The following is a 13,548-nucleotide window of genomic DNA, read 5'->3' on the forward strand; positions in this document are numbered from 1 at the left end:
AAGGCCAATTCCAGCTTTCGGGCGGAAATTGGCCTTCTGTAAGATTAAACCAGCCGCGATTGCTTGACCGCAGCCTCGATGAAGCCCTGGAAGAGCGGGTGAGGGTCGAACGGCTTTGACTTCAGCTCAGGATGGTACTGCACGCCGATAAACCAGGGATGATCCGGGTATTCGACGATTTCCGGCAAAATTCCGTCTGGTGAGAGGCCGGAGAAGCGCAGCCCCTTGGCTTCGAGCTGCTCGCGGTAATGGATATTGACCTCGTAGCGATGGCGGTGCCGCTCCTCGATATGAGCTGCTCCCCCATATACTTGGCGCACGAGCGAGCCCTGGGTGAGGGTGGCGGGGAAAGCGCCAAGCCGCATCGTGCCGCCCAGATCGCCATCGGCGCGGCGGCGTTCGATCTCGTTTTCCCGCGCCCACTCGGTCATCAGCCCGACGATGGGGATTTCGCACGGGCCGAATTCGGTCGAGGACGCGGCTGTCATGCCCGCCAGATTGCGGGCGCATTCGATCACCGCCATCTGCATACCAAAGCAGATGCCGAGGAACGGAACCTTGTGCTCGCGCGCGAAGCGAACGGCTTCGATCTTGCCCTGGGACCCGCGCTCACCGAAGCCGCCGGGAACCAGAATGCCATGCACGCCTTCCAACTGCTCGACCGCATCGGGTTGCTCGAAGATCTCGGCATCCATCCAATCCAGCTTGACTTTGACCTTGTTGGCGATGCCGCCATGGGCAAGGGCTTCGGCCAGGGACTTATAGCTGTCGAGCAGGTTGGTATATTTGCCGACGACCGCGATACGCACCTCCCCCTCGGGGAAGCGCACGGTATCGACGATCGATTTCCAGCGTGCCAGATCCGGCTCGCTTTCGAAAGGCAGGCCGAAATGGCGCAACACTTCCCGATCCATCCCGGCCTCATGGTAGGAAATGGGAACGGTGTAGATCGTATCGACATCCAGCGCCGGGACCACCGCCTCGGCCCTGACATTGCAGAAGCTGGCGATCTTGCGCCGCTCATTTTCAGGGATTGGCCGGTCGCAGCGGCAGATTAGCATGTTCGGCTGGATGCCGACATTCTGCAGCTCCTTGACCGAATGCTGGGTCGGCTTGGTCTTCAGCTCGCCGGCGGAGGGGATGTAGGGCACCAGCGTCAGATGCACGAACATCGCCCGTTCGCTGGTCAGCTCATTGCCAAGCTGGCGGATGGCTTCAAGAAACGGCAGCGACTCGATGTCGCCCACCGTTCCACCGATTTCGACCAGCACGAAATCAAGGCCTTCCGTTTGATTTTGAACGGTTTCCTTGATTGCGTCGGTGATATGCGGAATGACCTGAACAGTGGCACCGAGATAATCGCCCCGGCGCTCCTTGGCGATCACGCCGGAATAGATCTTGCCGGTGGTGGCGTTGTCGGCCTTGTTGGCATGAACGCCGGTAAATCGCTCATAATGGCCGAGATCCAGATCGGTCTCGGCGCCGTCATCGGTTACGAACACCTCACCATGCTGGTAAGGGCTCATCGTCCCGGGATCGACATTGAGATAAGGGTCCAGCTTGCGCAGCCGGACAGAATAACCCCTGGCTTGCAGCAGGGAACCGAGGGCCGCCGAGGCAATGCCCTTACCGAGGGACGAAACCACGCCGCCGGTGATGAAAACGAACCGCGTCATGGAATCCAATCTTACATGAGTCGCAATGGGGGGTGAAGAGGGGCGGGCCGTATTACTGGGTTTTGTTCGGCGCAGGGGTCGCGGGTGCGGCCGGGGCCGCCGGCGCGGCGGGAGCGGGCAGCGCGTCGGCCGGGGTTTGTGGCAGCGACGAGGGCAATGACGGCGCGCTCGGCGCGGGCGCGGTTGGGGCTGCAGGCGCCGGGCTGTTTAAAATCGCCGCATTATTGGCCGTTCCGCTGCCCTTATACAGCAGGGCCAGCGCAAGCGAGAGCACGAAGAACGCCGTGCCGAGGATGGCCGTGGTGCGGGTGAGAAGATTTGCCGTGCCGCGGCCGGTCATGAAGCTACCCATGCCCTGGCCGCCGCCAAGACCAAGGCCGCCACCTTCGCTGCGCTGGATCAGCACAACGCCGATCAACGCCACGGTGACGAACACATGCAGCACGAGAAGAACCTTGATCATCACAAACCCGCAAAAACAGACAGGCGCGCTTCTAGTGCGGGCGGGCGCAGGATTCAACCGTGCAGCCGCCCACCCCGGGTCGAAAAGCGCAGAGCCGGACCTAAAGCGGCGCGGCTTTCGCGATGGCGAGGAAGTCGGCGGCTTTCAGGCTGGCGCCGCCAACCAGGGCGCCGCCAACCTCCGGCAATGCCAGCAGAGCGGCGGCGTTTGCCGGCTTCACGGAGCCGCCATACAGGATCGCAACAGCAGCGCCTGCGGCACCGAATTGCTCGATCAGCGCCTTGCGAATGGCGGCATGCATGGAGGCGACATCGTCTTCCGTCGGGGTGCGGCCGGTCCCGATGGCCCAGACCGGCTCATAAGCGACGACGCCGCTGAATTGCCCTGGCAGGCTGTGCGCCAGCTGGCTGCGAACGACCGCTTCAGCCTCGCCGGCCTCGCGCTCGGCCTCGGTTTCGCCCACGCAGATGACCGGGGTAAGCCCCGCCGCGATCGCCGCTTCGGCCTTCCCGCGCACCACGGCGTTGGTTTCGCCGTGATTGGTGCGCCGTTCCGAATGGCCGAGAATAACATGGGAGGCGCCGACATCGCGGATCATTGCCGCCGAGATATCGCCGGTATGCGCACCTTCCGGCGCGGGGTGGCAGTCCTGGCCGCCCAGGGCAATCTTGCTGTCAGCCAAGGCGCCGGCGAAGCGGTCCAGCAGGGTGAAGGGCGGGCAGACCAGCATGTCCACATGCGCCGGGGCGTCGGCGCGAAGGGACGCCGTGAATAGCTCGATATCGGCGCGTTTGCCGAACATCTTCCAATTGCCCGCAATAATCTGCCTCATCCTGCTCTCCGTTGTGATAAATATTGCATAATGCTGAATGCTTCGGGCGCGCTGCCATGCAGCAAATGCGCTTTTGATTCGATGGTGCGGCGCAGCATAATGGGCCCGTTTCCAATCGAGGAGGGGTTCCCGATGTTGTTCTTTCTTGCCATTCTGGCGCTTGCCGCAATCTCGATGCTGCTGATCCGGGCGATGGCCCTGGAGGGCCGCAAGCCAGCATTTCTGCCGCGTGAGCGTCCTGCCAAGACGCATCGCCCGCCAGCCAGCGCACTGTTGGATGCGGCGTCTCTGCGCGGCTTGTACTGAGGCCCTATTTGAAGTTGCCCGACAGCTTCATGCCAGTATCTGGCATGTGGCGTGGCCTGAGCTGGGGGGAGGCTCATGCCTCCTCCCACCGTTTTGTCCGGCGCCGTTGAATTGCCCAGTCCATGACGCCTAGCTATAGAGGCGGCGGTTTGGGGTAAAGAGAGACGATGCTGGTCTGGGTCCGGAATTTAATGGGTAGCTGGGTGGCGCGTGTGTTTTTCGCGCTGCTGGTGGTGGTGTTCATTTTTTGGGGCGTCTCCAACGTCTTCACGATGGCGGGCAGCCCGAATGCGGTCGCGACCGTGGCCGGCCAGCCTGTCGATGTCAGTGTCGTCCAGGCCGCATATCAGCGCGCGTTGAACCAGTACCAGCAACAGGGCCAAACGCCGGATCAGGCGACGCGGCAGCAATTGGCAGAGCAGGCCTTGTCGGCCGCCATTCGCGAGAAAATCATGCGCAAGGCGGCGGCTGATGACGGGATCGGCGTGCCGGACGCGGCCGTGCGGACGGTGCTGGACGGGATTCCGGCCTTTCAGAGCAATGGCAGCTTCGACAAAGCCAAGTTCGCACAGGTTCTGCGGCAGAATGGCCTGTCCGAAAACGAGTTCATCAATGAGATCAAGGACGAGGTGATCTCGCGCCAGTTGATCACGCCAATCATCAACGGCGCGCAAGTGCCGGATGAAATGCTTGGCCAGATTTTTGGATTGCTGGGCGAGCAGCGGACAGCGTCTTTGGTAAATGTTCCGGTCAACACGCAGCCGGTGCCGGCCATGCCGTCCGACGATGTGCTGCAACGTTATTGGCGGAATCATCAGAGCCAGTTCACTTCGCCGGAATATCGTAAAATCCAGCTTGTCATTTTGTCCCCCGCCCTGATGGCGCCGCGGGAAACGGTGCCCCCGGCGCAGGTTCAGGCAGCCGTTGCGCGGGCACAGGCAAACAGCCCGAGCACGCCGGTGCGCAGTGCGGATGTGCTCTCTGTCGAAGATCTGGCGGATGCCTCGCAACTGCTTGCGGCCTGGAAGAAAGGCGCAAGCTGGGCAAAAATGCAGGCGCTGGCGAAATCCTATCACGCCACGTCGGTGCCTTTGACCAAGATGCAGCAGAACCAGATCCCGTCCGGGGCGCTGGCGAATGCGATCTTTGCGGCCCCTGCCGGCCAGGTGATGGGGCCCATTGCGGGCGGCCAGGGTATGTATCTTTTCAAAGTTACGGATATCGGTCAGTCCGGGCCAGATCAGGCGCAACTGGTCGCGCAGGCGACGCAGCAATTGCAGTTGCAGCAGGCTCAGGCGGATGTGGCGAAGAATGTCGATGCGTTACAGGACGCGCTCGCCGGGCAGACGCCGTTGGACCAGCTTCCGGGCAATCTGGGTCTGGTCGCGGTTGAGGGGACGCTGGATGCGGGCGGGCAGACGCCGGATGGCTCTGCCGCGCCGATCCCCGGCGGCGACGATCTGCGCAACGCCATCGTCAAGGCTGCTTTTGCAACGCAACCGGGACAGGCCGCGAAGCTTCAGTCCGGCCCGGATGGCAGCTATTACGCTTTGACGGTGCAGAAGCTGCTGCCGCCTACGGTGCAGGCCTTCGCGCAAGCCAAAGCCAAGGTTCTGGCGGCCTGGCAGCAGGACCAGCAGATCCGCGAGGCGGAAGTGATCGCCGCCGATCTCATGCATGCCGTGAATACCGGAACGCCGATCGCGAAAGCGGCCAGCGCGCAAGGGCTTACGGCCACGGCCAGCCCGGCTTACACGCGGCAGACCCAGCCCCAGGATCAACCCCCGACACTCGTCCCGAGCCTGTTCGCGATGAAGCCGGGTCAGGCGACGATGATCCAGACGAAGGACGGTTTCCTGGTCGCGGCGCTGAGCAAGGTGGTGCAGCCGACACCAGAAAGCGACCCCGCCATGTATGCGCAATTGCAGCAGAGCCTGAATAAGGGCTTGCAGGATGATCTGGGCGGGAGTTTTCTGGCCGGACTGCAGGCGCGCGATAAGGTCACTGTGAACCAGAAGCTGTTCGCGCAAATCTATCAGTGAGGAAAGAAAGAACTTTTGTCATGAATGCCGTTTCGCCAGACCGTTTTGAGACCTTCCGTGCCGCCTATGATCAGGGTCGCGGCGCGCTGGTCTGGCGTCACGGCATCGCCGATCTGCTGACACCGGTTGCGGCCTATCTGAAGGTCGCGCATGGCCAGCCTTATTCTTTTTTGCTGGAGAGCGTGGAAGGCGGGGCGACGCGCGGGCGGTACTCCTTTATCGGCTTGGCGCCCGATCTTGTCTGGAAATGTGAACGAGGGGTGGCTTCGGTCAATCGGGAGGCCCAGAGCCAACCGGAGAGCTTCGCCCAGATTTTCGAGGCGCCGTTGAAAAATTTGCGCGGCTTGATCGCCGAGACGCGGATGGACGTGCCCGAAGGTCTTCCGCCCGGCATTGGCGGCCTGCACGGATATCTTGGCTATGATCTGGTCAGGCTGATGGAAGATCTGCCGGCGCTGAAGCCGGACGTAATGGGCATTCCCGAGGCGATTCTGACCCGCCCGGGGCTGTTGATCGTGTTCGACAATGTCACCGATGAAATGACCCTGGCGGCGCCGGTCTACCCGAAGCAAGGGGTGGAAGCGGTCCAAGCCTATGCGACCGCCGAGGCCAAGCTGAATGACCTGGCGAAAGCCCTGGAGGCGCCTGTTCCGGAGCTGAAGGGGCGTTTGCTGGCGCCGATCGAGCAGAGCTCGAACATGGAAAAGGAAGAGTTCCTGGGCGCGGTGGAAACCGCCAAGAACTATATCCGTGCAGGCGATGCGTTCCAGATTGTGCCCTCGCAGCGTTTTGAAGCACCGTTTTCCTTGCCGGCCTTCGCGCTTTACCGGAGTCTGCGGCGGATTAACCCCGCCCCCTTCCTGTTCTTCCTGGATTTCGGCAGTTTTCAGGCCGTGGGCTCTTCACCGGAGATCTTGGTGCGACTGCGCGATGGCACAGTGACCATCCGCCCGCTGGCGGGCACACGCCGCCGCGGGGCCACCACCGAGGAAGATGTCGCGCTGGAAGAAGAGTTGCTGGCCGACCCCAAGGAGCGGGCTGAGCATCTCATGCTGCTGGATCTCGGGCGCAATGATGTCGGACGGGTATCGGAAATCGGTTCTGTGCGCGTGGCGCAAAGCTTCGCCATCGAGCGTTTTTCGCATGTGATGCATATTTCCTCGACGGTCGAGGGCAAGCTGCGCCCGGGGCTTGAGGCGCTGGATGCGCTGATCGCCGGATTCCCCGCCGGCACCTTGTCGGGCGCGCCAAAGGTCCGGGCGATGCAGATCATTGAGGAGCTCGAACCGTCGCGCCGGGGGCTATATGCCGGATGCATCGGCTATTTCGCGGCGAATGGCGAGATGGACACATGTATCGGCTTGCGCACCGCCTTGGTGAAGGATGGCCGCATGTATGTGCAGGCGGGCGTCGGCGTTGTCGCCGATTCCGACGCTGAGGCCGAATATATGGAAAGCGTGCATAAAGCGCGCGCGTTGTTCCGCGCCGCCGAGGACGCCGTGCGCTATGTCAGCGCGCCGGGAGCTTGAGCGATGATTCTTCTTATTGATAATTACGACAGCTTCACCTTCAATCTCGTTCAGTTTTTCGGGGATCTCGGCGCTGAATGTGTGGTCAAGCGCAATGATGCGTTGAGCCCCGAGGATGTTCTGGCCATGCGGCCACAGGCGGTGGTTTTGTCCCCAGGGCCGTGCACGCCGAATGAGGCCGGGATCTGTCTGCCGATGGTACAGGCGGCGGCTGCGGCAAAGCTGCCTTTGTTCGGTGTGTGTTTGGGCCACCAGGCGATCGGTCAGGCCTTTGGGGGGCAGGTGGTGCGCGCACCACAGCCCGTGCATGGGAAAACCAGCCCTGTCTTCCACGATAATACCGACATTTTCGAAGGCTTGCCGAATCCCTTCACCGCGACCCGTTATCATTCGCTGATCGTACAGCAGGCGACCTTGCCCAGCGTGCTGGTGCCCACGGCCCGCACTGAAGACGGCATTATCATGGGATTGCGCCACGCGGAGCTGCCGATTTATGGCGTGCAGTTTCATCCGGAGAGTATCGCGACCTCGAACGGGCATGATATTCTGCGCAACTTCCTGCATCTCGCAGGGGTGAAGGTTCCGGTTGCTGCGTGAATAGTTCGCTGAAACCGGTGCTGGCGCGCCTCGGTAAGGGCGAAAGCTTGACCGTGTCTGAGGCCGAAGAGGCATTCGGCGTGGTCATGGATGGGCAGGCCACGCCCGCCCAGATCGGCGGGATGCTGATGGCCATGCGTGCACGCGGCGAAACGGTAGCGGAGCTGACCGGCGCGGTCACGGCGATGCGAAAGCGTATGGCCACGATCGAAGCGCCGGCGGATGCCATGGATGTTTGCGGCACAGGCGGGGACGGCGCCGCCAGCCTCAATATTTCCACCGCGACGACATTTGTCCTGGCGGCGTGCGATGTGCCTGTCGCCAAGCACGGCAATAAGGCGTTGTCCTCGCGCTCAGGCGCCGCGGATGTGTTGATGGCGCTTGGTGTTGCGATCGAGCCGCCCATTGACCGGTTATCGGCGGTGCTGCGCGAGGTTGGGTGCGTCTTTCTGTTCGCGCCGCGCCATCACCCCGCGCTGCGGCACGCTGCCCCGGTTCGGGTGGAGCTTGGCACCCGAACCTTGTTCAACCTGACCGGCCCGATGGCCAATCCGGCCGGCGTGCGGCGCCAGTTGATGGGGGTGTATGACCCGTTTTGGTTGCGCCCGGTAGCGGAAACGCTACGTGATCTTGGCACGGAAGCCGCCTGGATCGTGCATGGCGCCGGCATGGATGAACTCGTGCTCGACGATGTGAATCAGGTGGTCTCGCTGAAGGCCAATGAGATCAGGGAATTCGGGGTAACGGCCGCGGATGCGGGCCTTGCCGCAGCACCGGCCTCTGCCTTGAAAGGCGGAGACGCGGCCTATAATGCGGCGGCTTTACTGGCTTTGTTGCGGGGCCAAGCAGGCGCGTATCGTGACACGGTGTTGTTGAATAGCGCTGCCGCGCTGATTGTGGCGGGCCGGGTGGAAACACTGCCCCAAGGGGTCGAGCTGGCGGCGCAGGCGATAGATCGAGGTGACGCTTTGGCTGTTCTGGAACGGTTGAAGCGGGTCTCCGGAGAGCAGGCATGAATATTGTAATCGACGATGTGCTGGCGAAAATCTGCGCGGATAAACGCGCTGAAGTTGCCGAGCGCCAGGGGCGCAGGCCGCTTGATGAGTTGAAGGCCGAGGTCAGGGACGCCGACAAGACGCGTGGCTTCGGCCGGGCTTTGATGGATAAGGCCGCGCAGGACCAGGCCGGACTGATCGCGGAGATCAAGAAGGCCTCGCCCTCGGGCGGTTTGATCCGCCCGGATTTCGAGCCCGCCTCGCTGGCGCGGGCCTACGCGGCGGCCGGCGCGACCTGCCTTTCCGTTCTGACCGACGAAAAATACTTCCAAGGCCAGACCGCGCATCTGGAGGCGGCCCGCGCGGCTGTTTCCCTGCCCGTCATTCGCAAGGATTTCATGCTGGATGAATGGCAGGTCTATGAGAGCCGGGTCATGGGGGCGGATTGCATTCTGCTGATCATGGCGGCGCTTGAGGACGATCAGGCCCGCGATCTGGAAGGGCTCGCCCGGGCTCTGGATATGGATGTTCTGGCGGAAGTCCATAATGAGGAAGAGATGGAGCGCGCGCTTCTGCTGCAGACGCCCTTGATCGGTATCAATAACCGCAATCTGAAGACCATGGTGACGGATATTGCGACAACCGAGCAGCTTTCGAGCCTCTGCCCGCCGAATAAATTCATGATCTCCGAGTCTGGCATCAAGACCAACCAGGATGTCGAAAGGCTGCGGAAAGTCTGTGTGCAGGGGTTCCTCGTCGGAGAATCACTGATGCGCCAGGACGACCTGGAGGCAGCCGTGCACGCGCTTCTAGGCCATTGAGCCAGCTCACCCATATCGGCGCTGACGGCTCGGCGCGCATGGTGGATGTCTCGGCCAAGGCCGTGACGCTTCGCGAGGCGCAGGCCAAGGGGCGGGTGGTGATGCGGCCCGAGACCGTCAGCTTGATCCGCGACAATCAGGCTGAAAAAGGCGATGTCCTCGCGGCGGCGCGAATCGCCGGGATTATGGCGGCAAAGAAAACCGGAGAGCTGATCCCGCTCTGCCATCCGCTGCCACTCGATGCAATCAGCATTGACCTAATCCTGGAGCAGGATTCGGTCGAGATCGTCGCCACGGCCCGGACAACGGCACGCACCGGCATTGAAATGGAAGCCCTGACCGCCGTCAGTCTTGCGGCTTTGACCATCTATGACATGGTCAAGGCCGCGGATAAGACGATGCGGATCGAGGCGATTCGGCTGACGCGAAAGACTGGCGGCAAGAGCGGAGATTTTTCGGCACCATGATCAGTGTCGAGGAGGCGCGCGCCCGGATTGTCGCCGATTTAAAGCCCGTGGCCGTTGAAATGGTCGGGCTGGCACAGGCCTATGAACGCGTGCTGGCGCGCCCGGTCATCTCCCGGCTGACTGTGCCGCCTGGTGATGTTTCGGCCATGGACGGGTATGCAGTGCGTGCTGCTGACACTGAGCTTGGCAAGCCGCTCCGGCTGACCGGTGAAGCGCCGGCTGGGCACCCGTTCGCGGGTGAGGTTGGACCGGGGGAGGCGGTTCGGATCTTTACCGGAAGCACGATCCCCAACGGTGCGGATACCGTTTTGATCCAGGAGAACGCCTCCGTCGCGGCGGATTTGGTGGAGCCTGCAGCAAGCGTGCGCGTTGGGCTCCACATCCGCCGTAAGGGCCAGGATATACAAGCCGGTGACGAGGTCTTGCCGGCGGCGGCGCGGCTGTCTGTGCGGGATATCGGACTGGCTGCCGCGGCGGGGCATCCCTGGCTGGCTGTTCACCGGCGCCCGCGCATCGCGATCCTCTGCACCGGGGACGAAATTGCCCTGCCGGGTGAGCCGCTTCCCGCCGGGGGGATCGCCAACTCCAACGCCCTGATGCTGAGCGCCTTCGTTGCAGCCCATGGCGGCGAGCCGCTGGTTTTGCCGATTGCGCGTGATGCTGTTGGCGAGGTTGCGCAGGCGGCGTTAGCTGCCAAAGGAGCCGATCTGTTGCTGACCACAGGTGGGGCGAGTGTCGGTGCCTATGATCTGGTTAGGCAAGGGCTGTCCCAGCACGGTTTTGCGCTGGATTTCTGGAAAATCGCGATGCGCCCCGGCAAGCCCCTGATATTTGGCAGACTCGGTGAGTTGCCTGTGTTGGGGCTGCCCGGCAACCCCGTGTCCGCTTATGTCTGCGCGGTGTTGTTTTTACGCGCCGCCATCGAGGCGCTGTGTGGTTTGCCCGCTGAACCGCCGCGCTTTGAAAGCATGCGATTGGCGGCGCCGATGCGGGCCAATGATATGCGGGAAGACTATGTTCGGGCGGTGATCGCTAAGACCGCGGACGGCGAAATGCGGGTAACACCGCTGCCGGTACAGGATTCAGGAATGCTGCGTGCCTTGGCGCGGTCCAACGCGCTGATCCGCCGTGTGCCGTTTTCACCGGCCGCCCAGCTGGATCATTACGTGGAGATCCTGCGCTTGGATCATTCGTAACGCTTGACGCGAAAACGAGAACTAAACTAGAACATCACCTTGTTGTTGCTTTGTTCCAGAAGCTTTAAAATTCGGAGATGTTCAATGCTGACGCCGAAACAGCATGAATTGCTGTTATTCATCGACCGGCATCTGCGCGAGACCGGATGCAGCCCCAGCTTCGAGGAAATGAAGGAGGCTTTGGATCTCCGTTCAAAATCCGGAATCCATCGGTTGATTTCCGCCCTGGAAGAACGTGGGTTCCTGCGCCGCCACAAGCACAGGGCGAGAGCCCTGGAAGTGGTGCGGCTGCCGCAGGATATAACGCCGAGCAAGGCGCAGGCGCATGGTTTTGCGCCCAACGTGATTCAAGGACATTTTGGAACTCGCGGGCTGTCGCAGCAAGATGAGCTGGAGAGTTTTGAACCTTCCGCGATTTCTCTGCCGCTTTACGGTAAAATCGCCGCAGGCCTGCCGATCGAAGCCTTGCGCGATAATGAAGAGACGATCGAAATCCCGCTCTCCATGCTTGGCGCCGGGGAGCATTTCGCATTGACCGTCGAAGGCGATTCGATGATCGAAGCGGGAATTCTGGACGGTGATACAGTGATCATCCGGCGCGGCGATACGGCTGAAAACGGGCAGATTATCGTCGCGTTGGTCGATGATCACGAGGTGACGCTGAAGCGTCTGCGCCGGAAAGGGCAGTCCATTGCGCTGGAGCCAGCCAATATCCGGTATGAAACGAGAATTTTCCCGGCTGAACGTGTCCGTGTTCAAGGTCGCCTGATCGCGCTGATGCGGCAATATTAAGCGTGTGCCGCAGAGCCTGATTGGCTGATCCGATCCCTTTCGAGGCCGGATCAGCTGCAATCAATGGCGAGACGCTTTATTCTGCCGCCGGCGCTGTTGCTCGCTGAGCTTGCCGCCAGGTTTTGGCGCATATGGCTTCGGAGCCGCTTTCGTCTTGAAATCGCCGCGTTCGGAAAACTGCGTGCGAGCGCGTGAGGGGCTGCTCGGCGGGGCGGCGGGCTCGATCCGCGCCTCGGTCTGGGCGTTCGCCGCATTGGCAAAGGCGCTCGCGGCATGGGCCGCAATTTCGAACTTGGTCTCGCGCTCAAAAATGCGAATGGCACCGATCTCTTGTTTACTGACGCCCCCCGCCTTGCAGATCAGCGGCACCAGCCAGCGCGGATCGGCATTTTGTTTGCGGCCAAGGGCCACGCGAAACCAAGTGCCCTCGCTCACCGGGCCATGGGATGCCTTGCCGGTATGCGGCGCGCGGGCGGGGCGCTGGGCTTCGGGCGGCAGGATCGTAACGTTCGCCGCGCGTGGCAGATGGGCCTGGGCCAGTTTCACGAAAGCCGCAGCGATGATTTCCGGTGAACTCCGGGCCAGAAGCTTCTGGCCGAGCTCAAGCTCGATTTCGCCGGGTGTTTCTTGCAGCTGCGGATTGTTCAGGAGGCGTATCTCATCCTTTGCACGGATGTCCTCCGGCGTCGGCGGGTCAACCCAGACAGCCTGGGCATTTGCCTCCCGCAAGAGCAATTCCGCCCGGCGCCGCCGCGCAGGCGGGACGAGCAGGACGGAAACCCCCTTGCGCCCTGCGCGCCCGGTACGGCCGGAACGATGCAGGAACGTTGCCTTATTGGTGGGAAGGTCCGCGTGAATGACCAGGTCGAGATCCGGCAAATCCAACCCACGCGCGGCGACATCGGTTGCGATACAGACCTGTGCGCGCCCGTCACGCAGCGCTGACAAGGCGGCGTTACGCTCAGCCTGGGATAGTTCTCCCGACAAGGCGGCCGCAGTGAAACCCCGTGCGACGAGGTTGGCGTGAAGCGTGCGCACAGTATCCCGGGTGGCGCAGAAAACCAGCGCCCGGCTATCCTGCGCTCTTAGTATATTGACGAGGGCCGCTTCGAGTTCGTGGCCGGCAACGCGGACGGCCCGGTATTCGATATCGGCATGAGGCTGGTTGGCGGCGACGGTGTCGATACGCAGCGCATTTTGCTGATAGGTTCGGGCAAGTGCGGCGATGTCGCGCGCGATTGTGGCTGAAAACAGCAAGGTGCGGCGAGAGGCCGGCGCCGTGCTGAGAATGAATTCGAGTTCTTCCCGGAACCCGAGATCGAGCATTTCGTCGGCCTCGTCGAGCACGACGGCTTCCAGCTCGTCGAGGCGCAGATTGCCGCGTTCGATATGGTCTTTCAGGCGGCCGGGCGTGCCAACCACGAAATGGCATCCGCCGGCCAAGAGGCGCGCCTCGCGTCGTGCGTCCATGCCGCCGACGCAGGACAGGATCCGCGCGCCAGTGAATTCGTAAAGCCAGGTCAATTCGGCGTGAACCTGCAGCGCAAGCTCACGGGTGGGGGCGATTACAAGCACCAGAGGCGCATGCGTGGCTGGCATCGACGCGGCCTCGCCGAGGATACCACCCGCTAAAGCAAGGCCGAATGCGACGGTCTTCCCGGAGCCAGTTTGAGCGGATACAAGCAAGTCCCGCCCGTCAGCTTCCGGCGTGAGGACTGCGCTTTGTACGGAGGTAGGGTCGGCATAGCCGCGCTGAGCGAGAGCTTTTGCGAGGCTGGGATTGGTGTCGGGGAAGGGCATGAGCGGCTCATAGGGGCTAGGGCGCCAGGCAA

Annotated in this window: 13 protein-coding genes; 9 read left to right on the plus strand and 4 right to left on the minus strand. The window is 62.3% G+C overall.

The window, feature by feature from the left end; all coding sequences use genetic code 11:
• Positions 1 to 44: 44 nt before the first annotated feature.
• The 3 genes from ACZ46S_RS16220 to tpiA all read right to left on the minus strand — a co-directional run bounded on the left by ACZ46S_RS16220 (position 45) and on the right by tpiA (position 2,971).
• Complete coding sequence (locus tag ACZ46S_RS16220) at positions 45 to 1,676, minus strand: CTP synthase (protein WP_295737242.1); 1,632 nt, start codon at positions 1,674 to 1,676, stop codon at positions 45 to 47.
• Positions 1,677 to 1,728: 52 nt separating this feature from the next.
• Positions 1,729 to 2,139, minus strand: coding sequence for a preprotein translocase subunit SecG (gene secG / locus ACZ46S_RS16225; protein WP_464062583.1), 411 nt, complete (start codon positions 2,137 to 2,139; stop codon positions 1,729 to 1,731).
• A 100-nt stretch (positions 2,140 to 2,239) separates the two neighbouring features.
• On the minus strand, positions 2,240 to 2,971 hold the full coding sequence (tpiA, locus tag ACZ46S_RS16230) for a triose-phosphate isomerase (RefSeq protein ID WP_464062584.1): 732 nt from the start codon (positions 2,969 to 2,971) through the stop codon (positions 2,240 to 2,242).
• Between the two features lie 30 nt (positions 2,972 to 3,001).
• Here tpiA and ACZ46S_RS16235 point away from each other — a divergent pair, with 30 nt between their 5' ends.
• The 9 genes from ACZ46S_RS16235 to lexA all read left to right on the plus strand — a co-directional run bounded on the left by ACZ46S_RS16235 (position 3,002) and on the right by lexA (position 11,716).
• Positions 3,002 to 3,277: a hypothetical protein gene (locus ACZ46S_RS16235; RefSeq protein WP_464062585.1), complete on the plus strand. Its 276-nt coding sequence runs from the start codon at positions 3,002 to 3,004 to the stop codon at positions 3,275 to 3,277.
• Between the two features lie 167 nt (positions 3,278 to 3,444).
• Positions 3,445 to 5,319 (plus strand): SurA N-terminal domain-containing protein, encoded by a 1,875-nt coding sequence (locus tag ACZ46S_RS16240; protein WP_464062586.1) that lies wholly within the window; start codon positions 3,445 to 3,447, stop codon positions 5,317 to 5,319.
• A 20-nt stretch (positions 5,320 to 5,339) separates the two neighbouring features.
• Positions 5,340 to 6,848, plus strand: coding sequence for an anthranilate synthase component I (trpE, locus tag ACZ46S_RS16245; RefSeq protein WP_464062587.1), 1,509 nt, complete (start codon positions 5,340 to 5,342; stop codon positions 6,846 to 6,848).
• A 3-nt stretch (positions 6,849 to 6,851) separates the two neighbouring features.
• Entirely contained in the window at positions 6,852 to 7,445 is a 594-nt protein-coding gene (locus ACZ46S_RS16250; RefSeq protein WP_464062588.1) for an anthranilate synthase component II, read from the plus strand.
• Positions 7,442 to 8,461, plus strand: coding sequence for an anthranilate phosphoribosyltransferase (gene trpD / locus ACZ46S_RS16255; RefSeq protein WP_464062589.1), 1,020 nt, complete (start codon positions 7,442 to 7,444; stop codon positions 8,459 to 8,461). The genes ACZ46S_RS16250 and trpD overlap by 4 nt, the downstream gene beginning before the upstream one ends.
• Positions 8,458 to 9,261 carry an indole-3-glycerol phosphate synthase TrpC gene (trpC, locus tag ACZ46S_RS16260; protein ID WP_464062590.1) on the plus strand — a complete coding sequence of 268 codons (804 nt, stop codon included), beginning with the start codon at positions 8,458 to 8,460 and terminating at the stop codon, positions 9,259 to 9,261. The genes trpD and trpC overlap by 4 nt, the downstream gene beginning before the upstream one ends.
• Entirely contained in the window at positions 9,258 to 9,728 is a 471-nt protein-coding gene (gene moaC, locus ACZ46S_RS16265; protein WP_464062591.1) for a cyclic pyranopterin monophosphate synthase MoaC, read from the plus strand. The genes trpC and moaC overlap by 4 nt, the downstream gene beginning before the upstream one ends.
• Positions 9,725 to 10,924, plus strand: a complete 1,200-nt coding sequence (locus ACZ46S_RS16270) for a molybdopterin molybdotransferase MoeA (RefSeq protein ID WP_464062592.1) — start codon at positions 9,725 to 9,727, stop codon at positions 10,922 to 10,924. The genes moaC and ACZ46S_RS16270 overlap by 4 nt, the downstream gene beginning before the upstream one ends.
• An 84-nt stretch (positions 10,925 to 11,008) precedes the next feature.
• On the plus strand, positions 11,009 to 11,716 hold the full coding sequence (gene lexA / locus ACZ46S_RS16275) for a transcriptional repressor LexA (protein WP_464062593.1): 708 nt from the start codon (positions 11,009 to 11,011) through the stop codon (positions 11,714 to 11,716).
• Positions 11,717 to 11,776: 60 nt separating this feature from the next.
• On the opposite strand, the gene ACZ46S_RS16280 is transcribed toward lexA, so the two are convergent.
• On the minus strand, positions 11,777 to 13,516 hold the full coding sequence (locus ACZ46S_RS16280) for a DEAD/DEAH box helicase (protein WP_464062594.1): 1,740 nt from the start codon (positions 13,514 to 13,516) through the stop codon (positions 11,777 to 11,779).
• Positions 13,517 to 13,548 lie beyond the last annotated feature (32 nt).

The organism is Acidocella aluminiidurans, from assembly GCF_055383125.1.